27 protein-coding genes and 2 pseudogenes are annotated in these 21,908 nt (G+C 62.9%); 12 read left to right on the forward strand and 17 right to left on the reverse strand.

Annotation, left to right across the window (positions count from 1 at the left end; genetic code table 11):
• Positions 1–82 precede the first annotated feature (82 nt).
• Positions 83–1,378: a phospholipase D-like domain-containing protein gene (locus CBP34_RS06295; protein WP_208616374.1), complete on the forward strand. Its 1,296-nt coding sequence runs from the start codon at positions 83–85 to the stop codon at positions 1,376–1,378.
• Positions 1,379–1,409: 31 nt separating this feature from the next.
• Here CBP34_RS06295 and CBP34_RS06300 read toward each other — a convergent pair whose 3' ends face one another.
• From CBP34_RS06300 to CBP34_RS06355, 12 genes and pseudogenes are all read right to left on the reverse strand, one after another.
• Positions 1,410–1,658, reverse strand: coding sequence for a hypothetical protein (locus CBP34_RS06300; protein ID WP_086911905.1), 249 nt, complete (start codon positions 1,656–1,658; stop codon positions 1,410–1,412).
• 219 nt (positions 1,659–1,877) lie between these two features.
• Positions 1,878–2,339: an SRPBCC family protein gene (locus tag CBP34_RS06305; RefSeq protein WP_094097590.1), complete on the reverse strand. Its 462-nt coding sequence runs from the start codon at positions 2,337–2,339 to the stop codon at positions 1,878–1,880.
• A 134-nt stretch (positions 2,340–2,473) separates the two neighbouring features.
• The gene (locus CBP34_RS06310) at positions 2,474–2,791 is read right to left on the reverse strand and encodes a DUF2322 family protein (RefSeq protein ID WP_086911907.1); all 318 of its coding nucleotides are present in this window, start codon (positions 2,789–2,791) and stop codon (positions 2,474–2,476) included.
• Between the two features lie 119 nt (positions 2,792–2,910).
• Entirely contained in the window at positions 2,911–3,240 is a 330-nt protein-coding gene (locus CBP34_RS06315) for a hypothetical protein (protein WP_094097591.1), read from the reverse strand.
• A 153-nt stretch (positions 3,241–3,393) separates the two neighbouring features.
• Positions 3,394–3,738 (reverse strand): HepT-like ribonuclease domain-containing protein, encoded by a 345-nt coding sequence (locus CBP34_RS06320; RefSeq protein ID WP_094097592.1) that lies wholly within the window; start codon positions 3,736–3,738, stop codon positions 3,394–3,396.
• On the reverse strand, positions 3,728–4,036 hold the full coding sequence (locus tag CBP34_RS06325; RefSeq protein ID WP_094097593.1) for a nucleotidyltransferase family protein: 309 nt from the start codon (positions 4,034–4,036) through the stop codon (positions 3,728–3,730). The genes CBP34_RS06320 and CBP34_RS06325 overlap by 11 nt, the downstream gene beginning before the upstream one ends.
• Positions 4,037–4,226: 190 nt before the next feature.
• The gene (locus tag CBP34_RS19950; RefSeq protein ID WP_236748529.1) at positions 4,227–4,430 is read right to left on the reverse strand and encodes a hypothetical protein; all 204 of its coding nucleotides are present in this window, start codon (positions 4,428–4,430) and stop codon (positions 4,227–4,229) included.
• Positions 4,431–5,177: 747 nt separating this feature from the next.
• A complete protein-coding gene (locus tag CBP34_RS19375) occupies positions 5,178–5,588 on the reverse strand; it encodes a hypothetical protein (protein WP_157896440.1) in 411 nt (136 codons plus the stop codon).
• 140 nt (positions 5,589–5,728) lie between these two features.
• Positions 5,729–5,956 (reverse strand): annotated as a pseudogene (locus CBP34_RS06340) (glutamine--tRNA ligase); the annotation flags it as partial.
• Positions 5,957–5,988: 32 nt separating this feature from the next.
• Positions 5,989–6,240: a DUF2442 domain-containing protein gene (locus CBP34_RS06345; RefSeq protein ID WP_094097596.1), complete on the reverse strand. Its 252-nt coding sequence runs from the start codon at positions 6,238–6,240 to the stop codon at positions 5,989–5,991.
• Positions 6,233–6,499 carry a DUF4160 domain-containing protein gene (locus tag CBP34_RS06350; RefSeq protein WP_094097597.1) on the reverse strand — a complete coding sequence of 89 codons (267 nt, stop codon included), beginning with the start codon at positions 6,497–6,499 and terminating at the stop codon, positions 6,233–6,235. Before CBP34_RS06350 ends, CBP34_RS06345 begins: the two co-directional genes overlap by 8 nt.
• A 3-nt stretch (positions 6,500–6,502) precedes the next feature.
• Positions 6,503–8,325 (reverse strand): annotated as a pseudogene (locus CBP34_RS06355) (glutamine--tRNA ligase/YqeY domain fusion protein).
• Between the two features lie 183 nt (positions 8,326–8,508).
• On the opposite strand from CBP34_RS06355, the gene CBP34_RS06360 reads away from it, so the two are divergent.
• The 6 genes from CBP34_RS06360 to CBP34_RS06385 all read left to right on the forward strand — a co-directional run bounded on the left by CBP34_RS06360 (position 8,509) and on the right by CBP34_RS06385 (position 12,517).
• On the forward strand, positions 8,509–8,925 hold the full coding sequence (locus tag CBP34_RS06360) for a hypothetical protein (protein WP_094097599.1): 417 nt from the start codon (positions 8,509–8,511) through the stop codon (positions 8,923–8,925).
• Between the two features lie 153 nt (positions 8,926–9,078).
• Positions 9,079–9,522, forward strand: a complete 444-nt coding sequence (gene aroQ, locus CBP34_RS06365; RefSeq protein WP_094097600.1) for a type II 3-dehydroquinate dehydratase — start codon at positions 9,079–9,081, stop codon at positions 9,520–9,522.
• 39 nt (positions 9,523–9,561) lie between these two features.
• Positions 9,562–10,416, forward strand: coding sequence for an alpha/beta fold hydrolase (locus CBP34_RS06370; RefSeq protein WP_094097601.1), 855 nt, complete (start codon positions 9,562–9,564; stop codon positions 10,414–10,416).
• A 22-nt stretch (positions 10,417–10,438) separates the two neighbouring features.
• On the forward strand, positions 10,439–10,846 hold the full coding sequence (arfB, locus tag CBP34_RS06375; protein ID WP_094099089.1) for an alternative ribosome rescue aminoacyl-tRNA hydrolase ArfB: 408 nt from the start codon (positions 10,439–10,441) through the stop codon (positions 10,844–10,846).
• 111 nt (positions 10,847–10,957) lie between these two features.
• Complete coding sequence (locus CBP34_RS06380) at positions 10,958–11,794, forward strand: DODA-type extradiol aromatic ring-opening family dioxygenase (RefSeq protein ID WP_094097602.1); 837 nt, start codon at positions 10,958–10,960, stop codon at positions 11,792–11,794.
• A 51-nt stretch (positions 11,795–11,845) separates the two neighbouring features.
• Positions 11,846–12,517, forward strand: coding sequence for an alpha/beta hydrolase (locus CBP34_RS06385; RefSeq protein ID WP_086911918.1), 672 nt, complete (start codon positions 11,846–11,848; stop codon positions 12,515–12,517).
• A gap of 93 nt (positions 12,518–12,610) precedes the next feature.
• Here the strand turns inward: CBP34_RS06385 and CBP34_RS06390 are convergent, their stop codons facing one another.
• From CBP34_RS06390 to CBP34_RS06410, 5 genes are all read right to left on the reverse strand, one after another.
• Positions 12,611–13,444 carry a M90 family metallopeptidase gene (locus CBP34_RS06390; RefSeq protein WP_094097603.1) on the reverse strand — a complete coding sequence of 278 codons (834 nt, stop codon included), beginning with the start codon at positions 13,442–13,444 and terminating at the stop codon, positions 12,611–12,613.
• 36 nt (positions 13,445–13,480) lie between these two features.
• Positions 13,481–14,272, reverse strand: a complete 792-nt coding sequence (locus tag CBP34_RS06395) for a UDP-2,3-diacylglucosamine diphosphatase (RefSeq protein WP_094097604.1) — start codon at positions 14,270–14,272, stop codon at positions 13,481–13,483.
• Between the two features lie 16 nt (positions 14,273–14,288).
• Entirely contained in the window at positions 14,289–14,795 is a 507-nt protein-coding gene (locus CBP34_RS06400; RefSeq protein ID WP_094097605.1) for a peptidylprolyl isomerase, read from the reverse strand.
• Between the two features lie 24 nt (positions 14,796–14,819).
• Positions 14,820–15,404: a peptidylprolyl isomerase gene (locus tag CBP34_RS06405; protein ID WP_094097606.1), complete on the reverse strand. Its 585-nt coding sequence runs from the start codon at positions 15,402–15,404 to the stop codon at positions 14,820–14,822.
• Between the two features lie 136 nt (positions 15,405–15,540).
• The gene (locus CBP34_RS06410; protein WP_157896441.1) at positions 15,541–16,104 is read right to left on the reverse strand and encodes a tetratricopeptide repeat protein; all 564 of its coding nucleotides are present in this window, start codon (positions 16,102–16,104) and stop codon (positions 15,541–15,543) included.
• 218 nt (positions 16,105–16,322) lie between these two features.
• Between CBP34_RS06410 and cysS the strand changes: the two genes are divergently transcribed.
• The 5 genes from cysS (at position 16,323) to CBP34_RS06435 (ending at position 21,901) form a co-directional block, all read left to right on the forward strand.
• A complete protein-coding gene (gene cysS, locus CBP34_RS06415; protein ID WP_094097607.1) occupies positions 16,323–17,699 on the forward strand; it encodes a cysteine--tRNA ligase in 1,377 nt (458 codons plus the stop codon).
• Positions 17,700–17,732: 33 nt separating this feature from the next.
• A complete protein-coding gene (locus CBP34_RS06420; RefSeq protein WP_418134707.1) occupies positions 17,733–18,419 on the forward strand; it encodes a DNA-3-methyladenine glycosylase family protein in 687 nt (228 codons plus the stop codon).
• A gap of 82 nt (positions 18,420–18,501) precedes the next feature.
• Positions 18,502–19,479: an acetyl-CoA carboxylase carboxyltransferase subunit alpha gene (locus CBP34_RS06425; RefSeq protein ID WP_094097608.1), complete on the forward strand. Its 978-nt coding sequence runs from the start codon at positions 18,502–18,504 to the stop codon at positions 19,477–19,479.
• Positions 19,480–19,589: 110 nt separating this feature from the next.
• Positions 19,590–20,552, forward strand: coding sequence for a tRNA lysidine(34) synthetase TilS (gene tilS / locus CBP34_RS06430; RefSeq protein WP_094097609.1), 963 nt, complete (start codon positions 19,590–19,592; stop codon positions 20,550–20,552).
• A gap of 80 nt (positions 20,553–20,632) precedes the next feature.
• A complete protein-coding gene (locus CBP34_RS06435) occupies positions 20,633–21,901 on the forward strand; it encodes an aspartate kinase (RefSeq protein ID WP_086911926.1) in 1,269 nt (422 codons plus the stop codon).
• Positions 21,902–21,908: the final 7 nt, after the last annotated feature.

Raw genomic sequence — 21,908 nt, forward strand, 5'->3', positions numbered from 1 at the left:
GGCGCCTCCATGCTGCACCACCCACTTTCGTTGACGGCGTTCGCCTACATGGCGCCGCACAGGCCGCATCCACAATCGCGCCATGCTTAAAGCACCAGGTCGCCGCCGCTCCACCGTGCCCACCGTTCTGCTGACGGCTGTGGCCACGGGTGCCCTCGTGCTGCTGGCGCTCAACTTCACCGCCGGTGAGAAGAAGGTGCAGCAGCAACTCCCCCGCCTGTACAACACCGCCAGCCCGCATTTCGAGCGCGCGCTGGGCAGTCTGCTAGGGCCCGGCATCGTGGGCGGCAACGCGGTGACCGAGCTGCTCAACGGCGACCAGATTTTTCCGCCCATGCTGGCCGCCATCCAGAGCGCCCAAAAAAGCATTACTTTTGAAACCTACATCTACTGGTCGGGCGACATCGGCAAGCAGTTTGCCGACGCCCTGAGCGAGCGCGCCCGCGCCGGTGTGCGCGTGCATGTGCTGCTGGACTGGGTGGGCAGCGCCAAGATGGACGAAAGCTACCTCACCGAGATGCAGCAGGCCGGCGTGCAGATTGAAAAATTCCACAAACCCCACTGGTACAACCTGGCCCGTCTGAACAACCGCACCCACCGCAAGCTGCTGGTGGTGGACGGGCAGGTGGCATTCACCGGCGGCGTGGGCATTGCGCCGCAGTGGACGGGCAACGCACAAGATCCCGGCCATTGGCGCGACTCGCACTACCTAGTGCGCGGCCCCGTGGTGGCGCAGATGCAGGCCACTTTTCTGGACAACTGGCTCAAGGTCACCGGCAAGGTGCTGCATGGCGAGCTGTATTTCCCGCCCATCGCGCCCGCCGGTGCGCAAAAGGCGCAGATGTTCTCCAGCTCGCCATCGAGCGGCAGCGAGAGCATGCAGCTCATGTACCACCTGGCCATCACGGCGGCCGAGCGCAGCATCGACCTGTCGGTGGCGTATTTCGTGCCCGACGAGCTCACCCAAAAGCTGCTGATGGACGCCCTGGCGCGCGGCGTGCGCGTGCGCTTCATCACCCCCGGCGAGCACACCGACACCGAAGCCGTGAAAGCCGCATCCCGCGCCACCTGGGGCCCGCTGCTGCAGGCGGGCGCCGAGATTTATGAGTTCCAGCCCACCATGTACCACTGCAAGGTCATGGTCGTGGACCAGTTGCTGGTGTCGGTGGGCTCCACCAATTTCGACAACCGCTCATTCCGCCTGAACGACGAGGCCAATCTGAACGTGTACGACGCCGCGTTTGCCCAGCGGCAGACCGCGGTGTTTGAAGACGACCTCAAGCGATCGCGCCGCGTAACCTACGAAGAATGGCTGAACCGGCCACTGCGCGAGAAGGTGCACGAGAAGCTGACGGGATGGCTGCGTTCGCAGCTCTGAGCCCCATCGGCCCGTAACCGGGGCCTGCGCCTCAGTGCGTGATGAACTCGTAAGTCACCGCCTCGCTCTCCACCATGTCCAGAATGTCGTTGAGCACATCGTCGTCATCGGTGCTGCTCCAGGTTTCCTCGGGGTTGCTGGCAAACAGCGGCTCGATGGCCACGTCCATGAACACGCCATTGGGCAGCTTGAGCACCGGCGTGCCTTCGGACGTTCCTACCAGTTCCCAGTCGTCCGGCACGGACATTTCAAGCTGGATGGTGACGTTGAGTTTTTTCATGGCGGGTTCCTTGAGGATAAGGCGGCGAGGGTAACCGAATTTGATGGCAAACGGGCACTTTGCGCAGCAGGGATAAGCGCTATTAGCTATTAAAAAAATAGCTACCAAGGCTGACCAGTCATCGCGATGGTGCGTTGGGCCAGTCTGCCGCACCCGCCACGCCCACGCAAGGCCACACACATTGCACGCGCCCTGCGCGCAACCCGGCCGCAGTGGGGGTTAGCCCGGAATTTCCGCCTCGACCAGCAGCGCCAGCAACTGCAGCGACTCTTGCCAGCCCAGATAGCACGCCTCGGTGGGGATGACGGCCGGAATGCCTGCCTGCACCACCGCCAGCTCGGTGCCCACCGACACGGCCTTGAACGTGATCGTGGTGCGCATCTCGCCCGGCAGGTTGGGGTCGTCAAAGCGGTCGGTGTGGACGATGCGCTCGCCCGGCACCAGCTCTACATACTCGCCGCCGAACGCATGGATGGCGCCGCTGCCCAGGTTGGTGAACTGCATGCGGTAGCTGCCGCCCACGCGCGCATCCATGCTCAGCACCCGGCCCGTAAACCCGTGCGGCGGCAGCCACTTGGCCATGGCGTCGGGGTCGAGAAAGGCGCGGTACACCCGCTCGGGCGGCGCGCGCAACACGCGGTGCAGAGTGACGGTGCCCGTGGTGGGGCCTGTGGTGGTCATGGTTGGTGTCCTTTCAGTCGGAAAGCGGCGGTCGAACCCATGAGCGGCGAAAAGCCGTCCGCCTTTCTACGACGAATGAACCGGGGCGTGTTCGACACCCTGTAACCAAAAGAGAAACCCCGGCCGCCGAGCCCTCACGCGGCGACGGGCTGGGCGCGGTAGCTCTCGGTGCCCTGCGCCCACGCCAGCAACCGGTCGATGTTGGGGTGCTTGCCGGGGAAGGCCCGCGCATCGGCCACATGCTCGGCATACCACTCCAGCCCCAGGCTGGCCGCTGCCGGAGTGATGCTGCCGCCATACAGCGCCGCCAGCGCGGCATACACCACCAGTGATCCACCCTGACCGGGCTTGTTCTCGATGGTGGCCAGCACCTGGCCATCGGCGCCCGCAAGGTGCAGGGCGGCGAGGTGGCTGGCGGAGGGGAGTTGCTTGAGGCGGTCTGCGAAGTTCATGATGATGGTGTTGATAAAAAGCTTGAATGAAATTGGCCGCTAGCGCTTTATGGATAAGCGATAGCAGCTATGAAAAGATGAGTGAACCTTGATGGTAAACGATGAGCGGGGTGAACGCATCACGCCTGCCACACCCCAAACCCCGCCGAGCGCAGGTCGATGCCGATTTCGATTTCCCGGTCCACCGCCTCCTCGTAGCCCATGGGGTTGAAGCCTTCATACAGATCGGGCAGCAGCCGCAGGCCATATTGCGTCACAAACCGGTTGGCCTGGATGCCCGCCTTGTGCTTGTCAAACCGCACATCCGGGTCCAGGCCCGTCATGCCCACGTAAACGCAGGGCTTGCCGTCGATGTAGCCGGGGTTGCACTTGCGAAAACGCGGCTCGTTCAACACGTCTTTGGAGAGTTCGACCACGTAGACGTGTTGGTGGGGCTTGCGACGGCGCATGGGGCTGTTGTGGGCAAAAATTGGCTCTACCGCAAGTGAGGTGAGCGCAAGCAGCTGCGAAAAATGTAGCAAACAGACGAGTGGCAATCAGAGCGACAGGCCCCGCGCAATCCAATCTGCCCACTCATCCAGGCGCAACGCTACGGCCAGACTCTAACCAAGCTCGTCCAGCAGAGGCTGCACAGCTTGTAGCAACGCGGGAAGAGCGGTTTGGGTGATGTTCCACACCGTGCCCGTGTTCACCGTTGCGTAGCCGTGGATAAGCTGATTGCGGAAAGCCACGATCTGCGCCAGGTCTGGAATGCGGGCCGCCAAGCCCGCGTCCAGTTTGGACAACTGGTTGAGCGCTTCGCCAATGATTTCAAACTTGCGCTCCACTGCTGCCTGAGCCATCGGATTGGCTGCGTAGGCTTCTGCGTCCATGCCCTTGGTGAACGACTCGATAGCCAGCGCTGACTCGCGCACGTCCCACAAAAAAGCGCGTGGGTCACGCTGCATAAACGGCCTCGCGGTGGCGGTTGATGCTGGCCAACACGTAGGGGTTTCGCACCGCGCCCGGCTCCACCAGATCCACACCCCGGCCTAGCAGGGCTTCCAGTGCCGTTTTTGCACCAAAAAAAGTATCCAGGCCGGGCTGCGTGCCGGGCGCGAACTCCACCAGAAAGTCCACGTCGCTGTGCTCGGGGTCAAAGTCATCGGCCCGCGCGGCCGAGCCAAACACTTCCAGTCGGCGAATACCGAAGCGCTGGCAGATGGCTGAGATGCCGGAGCGGTGTTGGGCAATGGCGGGGTGCATTGGGATAAGTGTACCGGCGGGGTTTTCGTGTGCAGCAGCCTTGGCAGAGCGCGTGGTGGAATATGCGGACAAAGGCGGTTAATCAGAGGCTGATCCTGACTGTTCCCATGGCCCCAATAGCGTGAGTGCGGCGCAGAAGATCCACTCAGCTGTGCAATCCTGGGGCCGCGCCGGGGGCTTGGAGCCGGTCTTACGGCGCGCTCCCCAGTGCTGCCAGCAGCCGGGCGCTGACCTCGGTGGCATCGGGGGTGGCGAACTGCATGTTGTGCTGCTCCGTCAGCGGGCCATGGCCGGGCTCCATGCCACCGGCAGCGCCATAGCCCATGGCCTTGAACTTCCAAAACCCCCCCACTTTTTTGAGCGAGCCCACATGCGCGCCATCGGCTGTGTGCACCGCCACCACTCCGTCGTTGACGGGCAGCAACTGCAGGGGCCCGCCATCGGGCCGGGCGGCATGTGGGCAAAGGTGGTGGTGAAAGTGGGCGATAAGGTCTGGGTGTGAGGCATGGCGGTTTGTATCTCAAAACGCCCGGCGCCCACCGCATGCGGGCAGCGTGGCCCTGTAATGAAAGATGTCACGCCGGGGGCCACAGGTGCCGCACGCACCCGTTGGGCTGCATGGGCTGGGGTATGTCAGGCGGGCGGTTTGTAAGCATCAAATCAGCCCTTGGCGCATGGAGAAATTGGAGTCTGACCCCAAATATTGCAGCCCGGCGTTAAAACGCCGTCGAATTACTTGCTCCTGGATGTTATGTCCGCCCTGGGCTACTCGCAATTGCACCCGCTCAATGGCCATTTCAGCGGTTGGTAGCTACGCGAGCGACGCAGCGTTTGGTGATTGGGGCAGGCGGACGTGGGAAGTTCACTTCCAGTTCATTAGCAGTAGGCAAGTCCTGACCCCGATGTGCGAAAAATATTCCAATCCAAGGTGGTAGATTTTCATCTGGGGCAGCAGTTCTTGGGTGCATTTTTTTGGTGTTCAGGTTCGGATCAAGATGATTTTGTTTCTTGGTCTGAGTAAACGTCATTGCCTCTTGATGTATTTCAAATAAGGCCGGGTGTTTAGTTCTTTTTTTGTTTAATTAGAACGGAATTTCATCATCCATTTCCTTCATTGATTTTTCGTAATTTGATTCGCTTATCAAGAAGTCGAAGGAGCATTTGTTGAGTATTTTTTTAAATTTGTGGTCTCAAAATAATAAATTGGGAATAACTCTTCGTCTCTATCGTTGTATGGATCGCTTTCAATGATGCTAAAAATTAAATTTATTGCCTCATTTTTTGAGGTTGGCGGTTCAATTTTGCATCCAGCGTGTCTTGGAATGAAAACTATATAATTAATAAGGCGTGGCAACGAAAAGCCTACATCGTTAAAAATATAGTTGTGGCTTTGATATCTTTCTTCTTCGATTATATTTTTATCGTATTCGTCAGGGTCTTCGTCATCAAAAATATCGTCGGCGCGAGCAGTCAGAGCATTATCGTATGTTAATTCTGTTGATGAATAATCGCTGCAAGCTTTGCTGAGGCTTCGTCTGATTTCATTCAGCATTGAACTGTTCATTGTGTCGTAGAATTCATCGCATGTTAGTGATAATTCGAGCGCTGCACGAGTGGCTATCTTTGTGATGTCTTTAAATAGAGCGTTAGACATAATTTCTCATTTGTTTGTTGCTGTTTGGTAAATCTGAACTATTTTCCCCAGCTATCCTTCAACCCCGTCACCCGGTTGAATACCGGCTTGCCCGGTGCATGGTCCTTCCGGGCGGCCACGAAGTAGCCAAAGCGCTCGAACTGGAACTTGTCGTCGGGTTGGACTGCCGCCAGTGATGGCTCCACATACGCCGTCACCACCTTCAGGCTGCCCGGGTTCAGCAGGGCCAAAAAGTCCTTGCCGCCCGCGTCGGGCTGAGCGTCGGAAGGAAAAAATGGGGTCACACTCCAATTTACCCTCAGGTCTCAACTCCAACAGTAACCAGCTCCCTTAGCCTCGCTGGAGAAATTTCCAATCCGTTCGGCCAGCACAAAGCACCCGCATCAATAAAAACACGGTCGAAATAGGCGGCCTCTCGCAAGGCTTCCAAGAGCGGTCCTTGGTGATTGGCGAGGTAAGCCGCGGCGTCGAAAAGGCCGTGCGTGTGGTCGCTGAATTCAAGCTCCAGTTTCCACGGTCCTGCATGGTGGACGTTGAGTACCTTAATCACGATCGGCTCCTTGTATGCGTTCCAAAGGCTCAAAACGCTGGGCTCGAAGCCAGTTGGCTTGCAATTCAGATTGATGCACCTGGCACCACTCTTTGATAATCGCTGCCACTTTGCGGGGAAGATCACCTTCGCTGATCTGGCCCGTGGCGATGTTCACCAATGCTTCAAACCCTTGGTATTCCACATGGATGTGGGGTGGCGGGTGGTCATCGTGCCACATGCGCACGATGATGCCAAAGAAGATGGACAGGGTGGGCATGGGTCACTTGCCCCAAGAATCCTTCAACCCCACCGCCAAGTTAAACACCGGCTTCTCCGCCTTGTGGTCATTGCGATCCGCCACAAAGTACCCGTGTCGCTCAAACTGGAACTTGTCGTCCGGCTTGGCATTGGCCAATGACGGTTCCACGATGGCGGTCACCACCTTCAGGCTGTTCGGGTTCAGGCTTTCAATAAAGTCCTTGCCGCCCGCGTCGGGGTGGGCGTCCACGAACAGGCGGTCGTACATGCGCACTTCGGCGTTCACGCCGTCGGCCATGCCCACCCAGGTGATGGCTGCTTTCACCTTCACGCTGTCGGCGCCGGGGGTGCCGCTCTTGGTGTCGGGCACCACGGTGGCCAGCACTTCGGTGATGTTGCCGTCGGCGTCTTTGGTGCAGCCGGTGCACTCGATCACGTAGCCGCCCTTCAGGCGGACCTTGTTGCCGGGGAAGAGACGCTTGTAGCCCTTGGGGGGCACTTCTTCAAAGTCTTCGCGTTCGATCCACACTTCCTTGCCGATGGTGAAGTGGCGCACGGGGCTTTCTGTTCCCTCGGGCGGGTGGGGCAGGGCGGGCAGGCTGCAGGGCTCCAGGTGGCCGGCTCCCATGACTTCGTCCCAGTTGGTCAGCACCAGCTTGACGGGGTTGATCACCGCCATGCCGCGGTGGGCCTTGAGTTCCAGGTCTTCGCGCAGGCAGCCTTCCAGGGTGCTGTAGTCGATCCAGCTGTCGGATTTGGTCACGCCAATGCGTTCGGCAAACATCTGCAGCGCGGCGGGGGTGTAGCCGCGGCGGCGCAGGCCGACGATGGTGGGCATGCGGGGGTCGTCCCAGCCGCTGACCTTGTGGTCGTACACCAGTTGGGCCAGCTTGCGCTTGCTGGTGATGACGTAGGTGAGGTTCAGGCGCGCAAATTCGTACTGGCGGGGGGGCGGGCTGGCCAGCAGCCCGCCTTCGGTCAAGCGCTCCAGTAGCCAGTCATAAAAGGGGCGCTGGTCTTCAAACTCCAGCGTGCACAGGCTGTGGGTGATCTGCTCTAGCGCGTCTTCAATCGGGTGCGCGTAGGTGTACATGGGGTAGATACACCAGGTGTCGCCCGTGTTGTGGTGCGTGGCGCGGCGAATGCGGTAGATGGCCGGGTCGCGCATGTTGATGTTGGGGCTGGCCATGTCGATCTTGGCGCGCAGCACCATGCTGCCGTCTTCGTGCTTGCCGTCGCGCATTTCGCGGAAGCGGGCGAGGTTTTCGGCGGGGGTGCGGGTGCGGAAGGGGCTGTCTACGCCGGGCTTGCCGAAGTCGCCCCGGTTGATGCGCATCTGCTCGGCGGTTTGCTCGTCCACATAGGCGTGGCCGGCTTCGATCAGATATTCCGCCGCGCGGTACATGAAGTCGAAGTAGTCGCTGGCCTGGTACAGGTTGCTTTCGCCGCCGTTGTTCCAGCCGAAGCCCAGCCACTGCACCGCGTCCTTGATGCTGTTGACGTATTCGGTGTCTTCTTTTTCGGGGTTGGTGTCGTCAAAGCGCAGGTGGCACACGCCACCGTAGTCGCGCGCCAGGCCAAAGTTGATGCAGATGCTTTTGGCGTGGCCAATGTGCAGGTAGCCATTGGGCTCGGGCGGGAAGCGGGTGCGGATTTTGGCGGGGTCGGGCTGGCCGGCCGCGTGGTGGGCGGCGTCGCCGGGCTGCCGGCCCAGCGGCGGCTGGCGTAAGTGCCTTTTTCGAGGTCGCTCTCGATGATCTGGCGCAGAAAGTTGCTGGGTTTGACGGCTTCGGGGGCTGCTGCGTGGGCGGCGGGTGTGGTGTTGGCAGGGGTGGGGGTGCTCATGCGGCCATTTTAGGGGCGGCTTGTGGAAATGAGGCGCGTGCGCAGGCGGGCAAAGTTGGGGGTGTGTACGTCCGGAAACAATATCGGGCCCGTTTCATGACATCCTTTTGGCCCTGTGGTGCGTTGTGTACCAGTGAGGCATGTCCAGTTGGTTGGCTGCCTCTGTCCCTCAAGGAGATTTCCATGACGAAAACCCGTTCTATCTATGCCATGGCCGCTGCTGCCAGTGTGGCGCTGGCCCTGCTTGCGGGCGCTGGCACTGCACAAGCGCGCGATGTGTACTGGTCGGTGGGCGTGAATTCGCCAGGCGTGGCGTTGGGCGTCAGCAATGGCGGCTATCCCGTTTACGTGGCCCCCGCGCCGGTGTATGTGGCGCCCCGGCCCATTTATTACCAGCCGCCGCCACCGGTCTATTACGCACCGCCCCGGCCCGTGTACTACGCTCCTCCGGTCATGGTAGGTGCACCTGTGTATGGTGGTTATTACCGTGGCGGTGGGCACCGCCACTGGCGCGGCAATGAAGGTTGGCGTGGCGATGAAGGTTGGCGTGGCGATGAAGGTTGGCGCGGAGAGCGCGGCCGGCATGGTCATCGTGATTGACCGTTAAGGCGCGGCGAAAGCCGTTCGCTTGTCACGACGGCGTATGCAAAGCAGCCTTTGGAGGCTGCTTTGTGCTGTCCGGGGCCGCATAATCCGGCGTTCTGACCTGTCGGCGGCCTTCGCTTTCGGCAGGTGCCATGCTGGAGCGCACCCTTGAAAACTGTTTACGTCCTCAACGGCCCCAACCTGAACCTGCTGGGCACACGCGAGCCCGCCGTGTATGGCGTCCATACGCTGGCCGATGTGGAGCAGATGTGTATCGAAGCGTGTGCCCGCCACGGTTTTGCGCTGCGCTTTCACCAAAGCAACCATGAGGGCGCGCTAGTGGACTGGATTCACGAGGCCGGCCGCCTGCAAGCCGCGGGCGAACTGGCGGGCGTGGTGCTCAATGCGGGCGCCTACACCCACACCAGCGTGGCGCTGCTTGATGCCATCAAGGGCACGGGCGTTGCGCTGATCGAGCTGCACATCAGCAACGTGCACGCGCGCGAGAGCTTTCGCCACCACTCCTATATTTCCGCCGCCGCCAAGGCGGTGATGTGCGGCTTTGGCGTGAAGGGCTATGGCCTGGCCATTGACGGCCTGGCCGGGCTGTAAGGGCCTGATTTTCTCGTTGAGTCCCTTTACGCCTTTGCAATGAACGATTTGGTAATTTCTCCCGAGGTGCAGCGGCTGGCTGCGCAAGCCGTGCGCCACACCACGCCCTGCGGGGCGGGCGACATCGTCTGGCATGTGTGGGGCCAGGCCCGGCCGGGCGTGCGCCCGCTGGTGCTGCTGCACGGCGGCAGCGGCAGCTGGACGCATTGGGTGCGCAATCTCGATGCGTTGCTGGCCGCCGGCCACCAGCTGTGGGTGCCCGATTTGCCCGGTTTCGGTGATTCGGCCGCGCCGCTGGCGGGTGGCGATGCCGATGCGTTGGTGGCCCCGCTGCGCGAGGGGTTGCAACTGCTGCTGGGCAACGCGCCCTGTGACCTGGTGGGGTTCTCCTTTGGCGGCATGACGGCGGGCCTGTTGCTGGCGGCCCACCCCGAGCTGGCCGAGCGGCTGGTGCTGGTGGGGGCGCCAGCCATGGGCGTGGTGCCCAACCGGCAGTTTGAGCTGAAAGCCTGGCGCCACCTGACCGATCCGGAAGAGCAACTCGCCATTCACCGCTACAACCTGGGGGTGTTGATGCTGCACGACAAGCGCCTCATTGACGGCTTGGCCCTGCAGACGCATGTGGCCAATGTAGTGCGCGACCGCATGCCGCGCCGCCGCCTGGCGCACACCGACATCCTGGCGCGCTCGTTGCCGCAGGTGGCCTGCCCGGTGCACGCCATTTATGGCGAGCACGACGCGCTGTACAAAAGCTGGATCCACCAGCTCGAAGCGGCCTTTGCCGCAGCTGCCCCCGATTTTCGGGGGATGCACCTGGTGCCCAACGCCGGCCACTGGGTGCAGTTTGAGCAGCCCGAGGCGTTTGATGCGGCGCTGCTGGCGGCGCTGGCCTGAGCACCATGGCGCGGGGTGCTGCATGACCGCCGCGCTGCTGCAGGTGGTTGAAGCCGAGGTGGAGTTCACCGCCATGCGCGCCCAGGGCGCCGGTGGCCAGAACGTCAACAAGGTATCCAGCGCGGTGCACCTGCGATTTGATGTGGGCGCCTCGTCGCTGCCCGAGGATGTCAAAGAGCGCCTGCTGTGCCTGCGCGACACCCGCATCACGCAAGACGGCGTGGTGGTCATCAAGGCCCAGCAATACCGCAGCCAGGAGCAAAACCGGGCCGACGCGCTGGCGCGGTTGAACGCGTTGGTGCAATCGGTGGCGCAGCCGCCCCGCACGCGCCGCGCCACCAAGCCCACCTACGGCTCCAGACAGCGGCGCCTGGAAACCAAAACCCAGCGCGGCGAAACCAAGGCATTGCGCGGCAAGGTGCGTGAGTGAGCGATTGGGCTGTGCTATTGGGCAAGTTTTTGGAACGATATGTCTGGCGGCAGAGGGATTGAAACAATGACTGATAGCTCCTACATTCTGCGTATTCACTGAAAGCCTTCCATGTCCACTTCTGCCCCCGCCGCCAGCCACGTTGCCAGCCCGGCCCTGGTTCCGACTCTTTTTGTCTCGCATGGTGCGCCCCTGTTTGCGCTGGAGCCGGGTGAAACCGGCCCCGCGCTCACCCGCTGGGGCCAGGGCTTGCGCGCGCAGTTTCCGGACTTGCGCGGCGTGGTCGTCATGTCGCCGCACTGGATGTCCCGCACCCCCCAGGTCATGACGGGCGCGCAGCCTGCCACCTGGCACGACTTTGGCGGTTTTCCGCCGGCGCTGTATCAGCTGCAATACCCCGCCCCCGGCGAGCCCGCGCTGGCGCAGGAGGTGCTGAGCCTGCTGCAGGCGGCCGGTGTGCCCGCCCAGGGCGATGCGCAGCGCCCGTTTGACCATGGCGCCTGGGTGGCGCTGATGCACCTGTTCCCCCAGGCCGACCTGCCCGTGGTGCAGGTGGCGTTGCCCGTGGGCGCTGGCCCCGCCGAGGTCTATGCCATGGGCGCTGCATTGCGCGGTCTGCGCAGCCAGGGCGTGCTGGTGCTGGGCTCGGGCAGCATGACGCACAACCTGGCCGAGTTTTTTGGCGGCGCGCGCGAACCCGCGCCCTATGTGATCGAGTTCAGCCGCTGGATCGAATCGGCCCTTGCGCGCGGCGACCTGAAGGCGCTGCTCAACTACCGCAGCCTGGCGCCCCACGCCGAGCGCGCCCACCCCACGGAAGACCATTTCCTGCCGCTGTTCTTTGCGCTGGGCGCAGCCGGCGACGATTTGCACGTCAACTACCTGAGCCGCGAGGTGATGTACAGCATGCTCGCTATGGATGCGTTTGCACTGCAGCCAGCGGCATGACCGCGCCGACTCGCCCCATTTACCAATCAAAACCGCCTCTGGCGCTTTCCCATGCTTGATCTACCGCTCACTTTTTTGCAACGTCCTGCCGCTGCGGGCACTCCCCGGCCATGGCTGCTGGTGCTGATGCATGGCGTGGGCAGCAACGAGCAGGATCTGTTTGGCCTGTCCGCGCAGATTCCTGACCGCTTTCATGTGCTGAGCCTGCGCGCGCCCAACCGCATGGGGCCGGGCTCGCACGCGTGGTTTGATTTTTCAGTGGAACCCGGTGGCGCCCGCAGCATCAACGAGGCGCAAGAGGCCGCCAGCCGCGCGCTGGTGGCGCAGACCGTGGAGGCGGCGTCGGCCCAGCTGGGCATTCCGCCCGAGCGCGTGGTGGTGGGGGGCTTCAGCCAGGGCGGCATCATGGCCCTGTCGCTGCTGCTGACGCGGCCCGATTTGCTGCATGCCGCCATGGTCTGGCACAGCCGCCTGCTGGCGCAGGTGGTGCCGCTGCAGGCACCGTCTGATGCCTTGCGCGGCAAGAAACTGTGGCTGAGCCACGGCACGCACGACAACGTGATTCCGCTGGCCAACGCCCAGGCCATTGCGCACCACATGGCCCCGTTGCCCGTGTCGGTGAGCTACCACGAGTTTCCGGGCGCGCACGAGATTCGTCCGTCCGAGCTGGCCGCCACGGTGGCGTGGCTGGAGTCACTCTCGACCACCCCTGCGCCGTATTGAGGTGTGTCGGTTTGCTACTTGATTTGTAGCTGCTTGCGCTTTAGGGTAAAGGGCCAGAGCCGTATTTTGCTCTGATCGCGCAGCGGTCCGGGATCAGTCCGGCTGGGGCAGCCCGGGCAGAAAGAACCCATCCAGCACCGGCATCAGCGCCGGAAACTCCTGCGCAAACCGCGTCCGGTTCACAAAATACGCCTCGCAAGCCACCGCGAAAAACTCGGCGGGTGCCGTGGCGCCATAGGCATCGAGCCAGGGTTGCGCGGCGCCAAAGCGCTCGGCCATGATCACGCGCTCGCGAAAATCGGCATAGGCCGGCTCCCACGCGGCCCACCATGCTTCGTGGGCGGCGCGGGCCGTGCGGGTGCCCATGAAGCCCGCAGGCAGGGGCGGACAGCCGTTGGGGGCGCCGCTGCGCATGTCGAGCTTGTGCACGAACTCGTGCACCACCACGTTGGTGCCGCGCTCGGTGTTGTGGCTGGTGTTGGCCACATGCTGCCAGCTGAGCATGATGGGGCCGCGCTCCATGGCCTCGCCCAGCAGCACCTCGGTGTGTTCGTGCACCACGCCAGCCTCGTCCACCGTCTGGCGGCGCGCCACAGCCTCGCTGGGGTGCACCACGATGCCCACAAAATCGTCATACCAGCCCAGGGCTGCGGCCGCGTCGCCCCAGTGCAGCAGCGGCAGACAGGCCTGCGCGGCGATGTCGATGGCCATGGCATCGGTCACCACGAGGCCATGGGCGCCGTGGAACTGCTTGTGGTGCAAGAACAGGGCGCTGAGCGCGCGCAGCTTGGCCTGGTCGTGCAGCGACAGGGCTGCGAGAAACGGGTAGCGCTGCAGTGTCTCCAGCCACAGCGTGGCCGAGATGTCAGGCACGGGCGCCACGGTGGCGCGAACGCGGCTCCAGAGCCGGTTGAGAAGGGGGGGCATGGCGATCAGGCAGCAGGAGGTCGGGCTCCGCGCAGTTCAGGATCGCCCGTACATGGGGGCCCAATTCACGCGTTCCAGGCCCGCAGCGGTCAGGCGCAGCACCTCGGTGCGCGGCGGGTGGGCGGTGGCGTCCCAGTCGCTGAGCACCACCCGCTGCAGGCCAGGGGCCAGGGCGTGGGTCGCGGGCTTGTGGGTATGGCCGTGGATCAGGGTGTGCGCGTTGGCGGCCGTAAGCCAGGCGATGGCTGCGGGGCCATCCACATCGGCGTAGATGGCGCCCGACTGTTTGCGCGCTTCGCTCTCCTGGCGAATACCGCGTGCCTGCGACCGGCGCACGGCCAGGGGCTGCGCCAGAAAGCGACCTTGCCACTCGGCACTGCGCGCCTGCACGCGAAAGCGCTGGTAGTCCACATCGTCAAGGCAGAGCAGGTCGCCATGGCTGAGGACAAAGCGCTGTCCACCAAAGACCAGCACCGTCGGGTCCGCCAGGCCGGTGATGCCGCAGTGCGCGAGGAAGGCCGGGCCCGCCAGAAAGTCGCGGTTGCCGTGCATGAAATACACGGGCAGGCGCTGCGCTGCAGCCTGCAGGGCAGCGCAGCCCTGGGCTTCGAAACTGGCGGGCTCCTGAATGGCGTCGTCGCCCACCCACACCTCGAACAGGTCGCCCAGGATGAAAAGGGCGTCGGCCGGGGTGGTCTGCAGATAGTGCTGCCAGGCGGCCACGGTGGCGGGCTCGCTGGCCTGCAGGTGCAGGTCGGAAATGAAATCGACCGTGCGCCAGTGCGAAGGAGCGGCAAGCTCCTCGAACCGGGGCACGGTCGTGGTCACGGAGATCGTTTTCAGATCAGAGTGCCACTGCCTTTTCGATGATCACATCTTCCTTGGGCACGTCGTCATGGAAACCGCTGCGGCCGGTCTTGACGGCCTTGATCTTGTCCACCACGTCGGTGCCGGACACGACCTTGCCGAACACGGCGTAGCCCCAGCCTTGGGCCGACGGCGCTGTGTGGTTCAGGAAGCCGTTGTCGGCCACGTTGATGAAGAACTGCGCGGTGGCCGAGTGCGGGTCGCTGGTGCGGGCCATGGCCACGGTGTAGTTGGCGTTCTTGAGGCCATTGTTGGCTTCGTTCTGGATGGGCGCATCCGAGTTCTTTTGCTTCATGCCGGGCTCAAAGCCGCCGCCTTGCACCATGAAACCGGGGATCACACGATGAAAGATCGTGTTGTTGTAGTGGCCCTTGTTCACATAGGACAGGAAGTTCTCGACCGACTTGGGCGCCTTGTCGGCGTCGAGCTCGAGGGTGATGACGCCGTAGTTGGCGATGTGCAGTTCGACTTGGGGGTTGCTCATGGCAAGGCCTTTCAAAAAAATGGGTTACTTCACCAATGTGGCGGAGGTGATGGTGACTGGGGTGGTGGGCACGTTCTGGTGGCCGCCCTTGTTGCCGGTGGGCACGGTCTTGATCTTGTCCACCACCTCGGTGCCGCTCACCACCTTGCCGAACACGGCGTAGCCATGGCCGTCAGGCTGGGGGGCGTTGAGCATGGCGTTGTCCTTCACGTTGATGAAGAACTGCGCGGTGGCCGAATTGGGGTTGCCAGTGCGCGCCATGGCGATGGTGTAGGTGTCGTTCTTGAGACCATTGCTGGCTTCGAGCGGAATCGGGGTCTTGGTGGGCTTTTGCACCATGTCGGCCGTGAAGCCGCCGCCCTGGATCATGAAGCCGTCGATCACGCGGTGGAACACGGTGCCGTCGTAGTGCTTGTCTTTTACATAGGTCAGAAAGTTTTCGACCGTCTTGGGCGCCTTGGCGGGATCGAGCTGCACCACGATGTCACCCATCGAGGTGGCCAGTTTGACCTTGGGGGCGTCCTGCGCCTGGACTGGCGATGCTATTGAAAACATAGCTGCCAGCGCAATGCCAGCAATCGCAATAGTCGATTTTCTTTTGGAAATCATGCAGAACTCCTTGAATGAATCGGGGCCGCGAACTAGGGGGTACCGGTGCGGGAATGGGCAAAGTGGCGCCGAAGTTACCACCGGTCCGCCAGCGGTGCAGGCGGCATTGCCGCAAAACCCCTGCCGCAGGCGGTGGTCAGGGGCGTGAGGCTGCGGGCTTGGCCGCGGCACGGGCAGGCGCGGGCTGGAACAGCTCGCGCAGCTGGGTCTGCTTCATTTTGACGGCGGGGTTGTTGGCCTCCAGCTGCTGCGCCTTGGCGTAGGACTGGTAAGCCAGCCGGGCGTAGATGTCGCCCAGGTTTTCGTGGGCCGCCGCGTAGGCGGGGTTGTTGCGCACTGCCATCTCCAGCGCTGTGCGGGCCTTGTCCAGCTGGTTCTGGCTGGCGTAGATCACCGCCAGGTTGTTGTAGGGCTCGGGCAGCTCGGGGTATTCCTGGATGAGCTGGGTGAAGGTGGCGATGGCCGCGTCGGTCTGGCCGATGTCGGTTTGCGCCACGCCGCGCAGAAAGCGCAACTGCGGGTCGCGCGGGGCGGCCGTCAGGCGCTGGTCTGCCTTGCCCAGAGCTTCGGCGGCCTTGCCGGTTTTGAGCAACTGGGTGATTTCGACATAGTCGCTGGCGTGGGCCATGCCAGCGCCCAGCCATGCGGTCAGGGCCAACAGGCGCAAAAGTCGTGGGAGGGTGCTGCAGACTTGCTTCATGGCGGGTAGGGAGGAGGTGCGCGCCGTCCGGGGCCGGGCGGGGCTTATACTTCGGCGGATTGTAGCTGAGGGGGTTGTCATGACGGTGCGCTGTTGCCGCTGGTGATTTCGCTGGGCGCCCAAGGCTGGGCGCATCCCCTCGCAGGGCCCAACCCTTTCGCTGCAGGGTGAGCTGGCTTCACCCGTCCCCCCATCAAGTCTCTCGTTACAGAAATCCCATGAGTTTGCGCATCTACAACACGCTGTCGCGTGCCTTGGAAGATTTTTCCCCGCTCGAACCTGGTCATGTGCGCATGTATGTGTGCGGCATGACCATCTATGACCTGTGCCACATTGGCCACGCCCGCATGATGATGGCGTTTGACGTGGTGCAGCGCTGGCTCAAAAGCAGCGGCTACCGCGTGACCTATGTGCGCAACATCACCGACATTGATGACAAGATCATCAAGCGGGCACTGGAGCGGGGCATCACCATCCGCCAGCTCACCGACGAAATGATCGCCGCCATGCACCAGGACATCGGCCTGCTGGGCATCGAGCCACCATCGGTCGAGCCCCGCGCCACCGAATACGTGCCGCAGATGCTGTCGCTGATCGGCCAGCTCGAAGGCAAGGGCCTGGCCTATCGCTCGCCCCATGGCGACGTGAACTACTCGGTGCGCAAGTTTGCGGGCTACGGCAAGCTCTCGGGTAAATCGCTGGATGAGCTGCGCGCCGGTGAACGCGTTGCGGTGCAGGACGGCAAGGAAGATCCGCTCGACTTTGTGCTGTGGAAATCCGCCAAAGAGGGCGAGCCGCCCGAAGCCAAGTGGGACAGCCCCTTTGGCGCGGGCCGCCCGGGCTGGCACATCGAATGCTCGGCCATGAGCTGCGCCACGCTGGGCGAAACTTTTGACATCCACGGTGGCGGTGCTGACCTGCAGTTTCCGCACCATGAAAACGAAATCGCCCAGAGCGAAGGCGCCACGGGCAAGCCGCTGGCGCGCTTTTGGGTGCACAACGGTTTCGTGCGCGTGGACAACGAGAAGATGAGCAAGTCGCTTGGCAACTTCTTCACCATCCGCGATGTGCTGAAGCAATACGACGCCGAGACGGTGCGCTTTTTCATCGTGCGGGCCCATTACCGCAGCGCGCTGAACTACAGCGATGCCCACCTCGACGACGCGCGCCAGGCGCTCAAGCGGCTGTACACGGCGCTCAGCCTGGTGGCACCGGCCAAGGTGGCCATCGACTGGGCCGAGCCCCATGCCGCCCGCTTCAAGGCGGCCATGGATGAGGACTTTGGCACACCCGAGGCGATTGCCGTGCTGTTCGACCTGGCCAGCGAGGTCAACAAGACCCGCTCGCCGGAGCTGGCAGGCCTGCTCAAGGCGCTGGCCGGCTGCCTGGGGCTACTTCAGGGCGATCCGCAGGCCTTCTTGCAGGCCGGTGCGGGTTTTGACGAGGCCGCCATCCAGGCGCAGATTGCGGCCCGCGCTGCCGCCAAGGCGGGCAAGGATTTTGCAGAGGCTGACCGCATCCGCAATGCCCTGCTGGCCCAGGGCATCGTGCTCAAGGATTCGGCCGCTGGAACGACTTGGGAAGCCGCGCAGTGACAATTTGCAACATGAAATACGCCTCCAGGGCAGATGGGGCGAGCAGTGGCAGCTTCTAAAAATGTAGCGGCCGAGGTCCTCGTTTCGTCCAGCCCGGCGCTGGCTACCCCCGACTACTGGGCCGAGGCCTGCAAGCACCTGATGAAGAAGGACCGGGTGATGAAGCGCCTGATTCCCCAGTTTGGTGACGCGGCCTTGCAAACGCGCGGCGATGCGTTCACCACGCTGGCGCGCAGCATTGTCGGGCAGCAGATTTCGGTGAAGGCTGCGCAAACCGTGTGGGAGCGCTTTGCCGCACTGCCGCGCAGCATAAAGCCGGGCAATGTGCTCAAGCTCAAGATCGACGACATGCGCGCGGCGGGGCTGTCTGCCCGCAAGGTGGACTACCTGGTGGACCTGGCGCTGCACTTCGATGCGGGCAAGCTGCATGTGAAGGACTGGACGTCGATGGACGATGAGGCCATCATTGCCGAACTGGTGGCCATCCGCGGCATCGGCCGCTGGACGGCCGAGATGTTCCTGATCTTCTATCTGATGCGGCCCAATGTCTTGCCCCTGGACGATGTGGGCCTGATCAACGGCATCAGCAAGAACTATTTTTCGGGCGATCCGGTCAGCCGCAGCGATGCCCGCGAGGTGGCCGAGGCCTGGAAACCCTGGTGCAGTGTGGCGACTTGGTATATTTGGAGATCGCTCGATCCGTTGCCTGTGGCCTATTGAGGCCCGTTTCATCAGTCATGAATCGGTTGCAACACAGGCCTCGCACCAGAGGCCCTGAGGGCGCGACCCAAGGAGAAATACGTTGGCGAAAAAGACCTTTCTGGATTTCGAGCAGCCCATTGCCGAACTCGAATCCAAAATCGAAGAACTGCGCTACGTGCAGACCGAGAGCGCGGTGGATATCTCGGAAGAAATCGACCAGCTCAGCAAGAAGAGCCAGCAGCTCACCAAGGACATCTACAGCGAGCTGAGCCCCTGGCAGATCACCAAGATTGCCCGCCACCCCGAGCGCCCCTACACGCTCGACTACGTGCGCGACATCTTCACCGACTTTGTCGAGCTGCACGGTGACCGCCACTACGCGGACGACCTGTCGATCGTGGGCGGGCTGGCGCGCTTCAACGGCCACGCCTGCATGGTGCTGGGCCAGCAAAAAGGCCGCGACACCAAGGAGCGCGCCATGCGCAACTTCGGCATGAGCAAGCCCGAGGGCTACCGCAAGGCACTGCGCCTCATGAAAACGGCCGAAAAGTTCAAGCTCCCCGTGTTCACTTTTGTGGACACACCGGGTGCCTATCCGGGCATCGACGCCGAGGAGCGCGGCCAGTCAGAAGCCATTGGCCGCAACATCTTCGAGATGGCGCAGCTTGAAGTGCCCATCATCACCACGATCATTGGCGAAGGCGGCTCCGGTGGTGCGCTGGCCATCAGCGTGGGCGACCAGGTGGTGATGTTGCAGTACGCCATCTACTCGGTCATCAGCCCCGAAGGCTGCGCTTCCATCCTCTGGAAGACCAGTGACAAGGCCCAGGAAGCGGCCGACGCCCTGGGCATCACGGCGCACCGCCTCAAGGCCCTGGGCCTGGTGGACAAGATCGTCAGCGAGCCCGTCGGCGGCGCGCACCGCGATCCCAAGCAGATGGCTGCATTCCTCAAGCGCGCCCTGGGCGACGCGTTCCGCCAGGTGGCCGACCTCAAGACCAAAGACCTGCTGGATCGCCGCTACGACCGCCTCCAAAGCTATGGCCGATTCACTGACACCAAGGCCGAAAGCCGCTGAACCCGTTGTGGCGAAGGCTGCAGCCTTCTGCCTGCCCCGTGCCATGGCCCCGCAAGGGGCCTTTGCATTGGTGCGGTCGCATCGGGGCCACGGATGGATGAGGGCGCGCAATGACGCAGTCGTTTGACGCTGCCATCGCCGCCTTTTCGCCTGCATTGCCGTTGGCAGTGGGGCTGAGTGGTGGTGCCGACTCGACGGCGCTGCTGCTGGCCTGCGTACAAAAATGGCCGGGGCAGGTGCATGCCATCCATGTGCACCATGGCCTGCAAGCCGCCGCCGACGATTTTGAGCGCCATTGCCAAGCGTTGTGCGAACGCCTGCAGGTGCCACTTACCGTGCGGCGCGTCGACGGACGCCACGCCCCGGGCGAGAGCCCCGAAGATGCCGCGCGCCAGGCCAGATACAAGGCTTTTGACGATGTAGCCCAATCCAGTCAAGCGCTAGATGCTATTCATTCAATAGCGCTTGCGCAGCATGCGGATGACCAGGTCGAGACGCTGTTGCTGGCCTTGTCGCGCGGCGCCGGCGTGGCGGGCCTGGCTGCCATGCCCGCCTATTGGGAGCGGGACGGTATCCGCTGGCACCGGCCCTTGCTGCGCGTGGCGGGGGCGCAGGTGCGCGACTGGCTGCGCGCCCAAGGGCAGAACTGGGTGGAGGACCCCACCAACACCGACGAGCGCTTCACGCGCAACCGCATCCGGGCGCAACTGCTGCCGGCGCTGGAGGCCGCATTTCCGTCCTTCCGGGATACGTTTGCGCGGTCGGCCGGCCACGCTGCCCAGGCCAGCGCGTTGTTGCTGGAGCTGGCGCAGCAAGACCTGCTGCAGGTGGGCAGCCCCCCGCAACTTGCGCCCCTGCGCGCGCTGAGCCGTGCACGCCAGGCCAACCTGCTGCGCCACTGGCTGCGTATGGCGCATGCCACCACGCCCACCACCGCGCAGCTGCAGGAGTTGCTGGACCAGCTGGCCGCCTGCAGCACGCGCGGCCATCGCATTCACATCAAGGTAGGACGGGGATTCGTGGTGCGATCGGGGGCGCAGCTCGATTGGTACAATCCCAAGGTTTTGGTCTAACAACGGCACGAAAAACGGCGGCGCACCAAAACAGTGTCCAACCCGCGCTGCGGCTCCAGTTTCGTCACCCCCAATATCCCATGGCATTGATCGTTCATAAATACGGCGGCACCTCGATGGGCTCTCCCGAGCGCATTCGCAATGTTGCCAAGCGCGTGGCCAAATGGGCGCGGGCCGGCCACCAGATGGTGGTGGTTCCCAGCGCCATGAGCGGCGAAACCAACCGCCTGCTCGGTCTGGCCAAGGAGCTGGCGCCCGAGCGCGCCATGCAGTCTTACCACCGCGAGCTGGACATGCTGGCCGCCACTGGCGAGCAGGCCTCGTCAGCGTTGCTGGCGATTGCGCTGCAGTCCGAAGGCATGCAGGCGGTCAGCTACGCGGGCTGGCAGGTTCCCATCCGCACCGACAGCAGCTACACCAAGGCGCGCATCGAGTCGATTGACGACCAGCGTGTACGTGCCGACCTGAACGCCGGCAAGGTGGTCATCGTCACGGGCTTTCAGGGCATCGACAGCGAAGGCAACATCACCACGCTGGGTCGCGGTGGCTCCGACACATCTGCCGTGGCCGTGGCAGCCGCCATGAAAGCCGCCGAATGCCTGATCTACACCGATGTGGATGGCGTCTACACCACCGACCCACGCGTGGTGCCCGAGGCACGTCGCCTGCAAACGGTGAGCTTCGAGGAAATGCTGGAAATGGCCAGCCTCGGCAGCAAGGTGCTGCAGATCCGCTCGGTCGAGTTTGCGGGCAAATACAAGGTGCCCATGCGTGTGCTCTCGAGCTTCACGCCCTGGGACATCGATATCAACGAAGAAGCCAAGTCCGGCACGCTGATCACTTTTGAGGAAGACGAAAAAATGGAACAAGCCGTCGTATCCGGCATCGCTTTCAACCGCGACGAAGCCAAGATCTCGGTGCTGGGCGTGCCCGACAAGCCAGGCATCGCCTACCAGATCCTGGGCGCGGTGGCTGACGCCAACATTGAAGTCGACGTGATCATCCAGAACGTCAGCAAGGACGGCAAGACCGACTTCAGCTTCACCGTGAATCGCAACGACTATGCGCGTACGGTCGAACTGCTCAAGGAAAAAGTGCTGCCCGAACTGGGCGCGCAAGAAGTGGCAGGCGACACCAAGATCTGCAAGGTGAGCATTGTCGGTATCGGCATGCGCAGCCATGTGGGCGTGGCCAGCAAGATGTTCCGCACCTTGAGCGAAGAGGGCATCAACATTCAGATGATTTCCACTTCCGAAATCAAGACCTCGGTGGTCATCGACGAAAAATACATGGAACTGGCTGTTCGCAGCCTGCACAAGGCCTTCGAACTCGACCAGCCTGCCGCCTGAGAGAGCC

Origin of the sequence: Acidovorax carolinensis (genome assembly GCF_002157145.1) — a bacterium.
Classification (GTDB): Bacteria; Pseudomonadota; Gammaproteobacteria; order Burkholderiales; family Burkholderiaceae_C; genus Acidovorax; species Acidovorax carolinensis.

What these genes read in the sequence shown, in the direction of transcription:
- CBP34_RS06315 (WP_094097591.1), bottom strand. Translation starts at nt 3,240, where the DNA reads ATGCGCCGTCGCAAGCCCCACCAACACGTCTACGTGGTCGAACTCTCC.
- CBP34_RS06295 (WP_208616374.1), top strand. Translation starts at nt 83, where the DNA reads ATGCTTAAAGCACCAGGTCGCCGCCGCTCCACCGTGCCCACCGTTCTG.
- CBP34_RS06405 (WP_094097606.1), bottom strand. Translation starts at nt 15,404, where the DNA reads ATGATTTCCAAAAGAAAATCGACTATTGCGATTGCTGGCATTGCGCTG.
- CBP34_RS06350 (WP_094097597.1), bottom strand. Translation starts at nt 6,499, where the DNA reads ATGCCCACCCTGTCCATCTTCTTTGGCATCATCGTGCGCATGTGGCAC.
- CBP34_RS06385 (WP_086911918.1), top strand. Translation starts at nt 11,846, where the DNA reads ATGCTTGATCTACCGCTCACTTTTTTGCAACGTCCTGCCGCTGCGGGC.
- CBP34_RS06300 (WP_086911905.1), bottom strand. Translation starts at nt 1,658, where the DNA reads ATGAAAAAACTCAACGTCACCATCCAGCTTGAAATGTCCGTGCCGGAC.
- CBP34_RS06305 (WP_094097590.1), bottom strand. Translation starts at nt 2,339, where the DNA reads ATGACCACCACAGGCCCCACCACGGGCACCGTCACTCTGCACCGCGTG.
- CBP34_RS06380 (WP_094097602.1), top strand. Translation starts at nt 10,958, where the DNA reads ATGTCCACTTCTGCCCCCGCCGCCAGCCACGTTGCCAGCCCGGCCCTG.
- tilS (WP_094097609.1), top strand. Translation starts at nt 19,590, where the DNA reads ATGACGCAGTCGTTTGACGCTGCCATCGCCGCCTTTTCGCCTGCATTG.
- cysS (WP_094097607.1), top strand. Translation starts at nt 16,323, where the DNA reads ATGAGTTTGCGCATCTACAACACGCTGTCGCGTGCCTTGGAAGATTTT.
- CBP34_RS06360 (WP_094097599.1), top strand. Translation starts at nt 8,509, where the DNA reads ATGACGAAAACCCGTTCTATCTATGCCATGGCCGCTGCTGCCAGTGTG.
- arfB (WP_094099089.1), top strand. Translation starts at nt 10,439, where the DNA reads ATGACCGCCGCGCTGCTGCAGGTGGTTGAAGCCGAGGTGGAGTTCACC.
- CBP34_RS06370 (WP_094097601.1), top strand. Translation starts at nt 9,562, where the DNA reads ATGAACGATTTGGTAATTTCTCCCGAGGTGCAGCGGCTGGCTGCGCAA.
- CBP34_RS06435 (WP_086911926.1), top strand. Translation starts at nt 20,633, where the DNA reads ATGGCATTGATCGTTCATAAATACGGCGGCACCTCGATGGGCTCTCCC.
- CBP34_RS06410 (WP_157896441.1), bottom strand. Translation starts at nt 16,104, where the DNA reads ATGAAGCAAGTCTGCAGCACCCTCCCACGACTTTTGCGCCTGTTGGCC.
- CBP34_RS19375 (WP_157896440.1), bottom strand. Translation starts at nt 5,588, where the DNA reads ATGCTGAATGAAATCAGACGAAGCCTCAGCAAAGCTTGCAGCGATTAT.
- CBP34_RS06390 (WP_094097603.1), bottom strand. Translation starts at nt 13,444, where the DNA reads ATGCCCCCCCTTCTCAACCGGCTCTGGAGCCGCGTTCGCGCCACCGTG.
- CBP34_RS06310 (WP_086911907.1), bottom strand. Translation starts at nt 2,791, where the DNA reads ATGAACTTCGCAGACCGCCTCAAGCAACTCCCCTCCGCCAGCCACCTC.
- CBP34_RS06400 (WP_094097605.1), bottom strand. Translation starts at nt 14,795, where the DNA reads ATGAGCAACCCCCAAGTCGAACTGCACATCGCCAACTACGGCGTCATC.
- CBP34_RS06320 (WP_094097592.1), bottom strand. Translation starts at nt 3,738, where the DNA reads ATGCAGCGTGACCCACGCGCTTTTTTGTGGGACGTGCGCGAGTCAGCG.
- CBP34_RS06420 (WP_418134707.1), top strand. Translation starts at nt 17,733, where the DNA reads ATGGGGCGAGCAGTGGCAGCTTCTAAAAATGTAGCGGCCGAGGTCCTC.
- CBP34_RS06325 (WP_094097593.1), bottom strand. Translation starts at nt 4,036, where the DNA reads ATGCACCCCGCCATTGCCCAACACCGCTCCGGCATCTCAGCCATCTGC.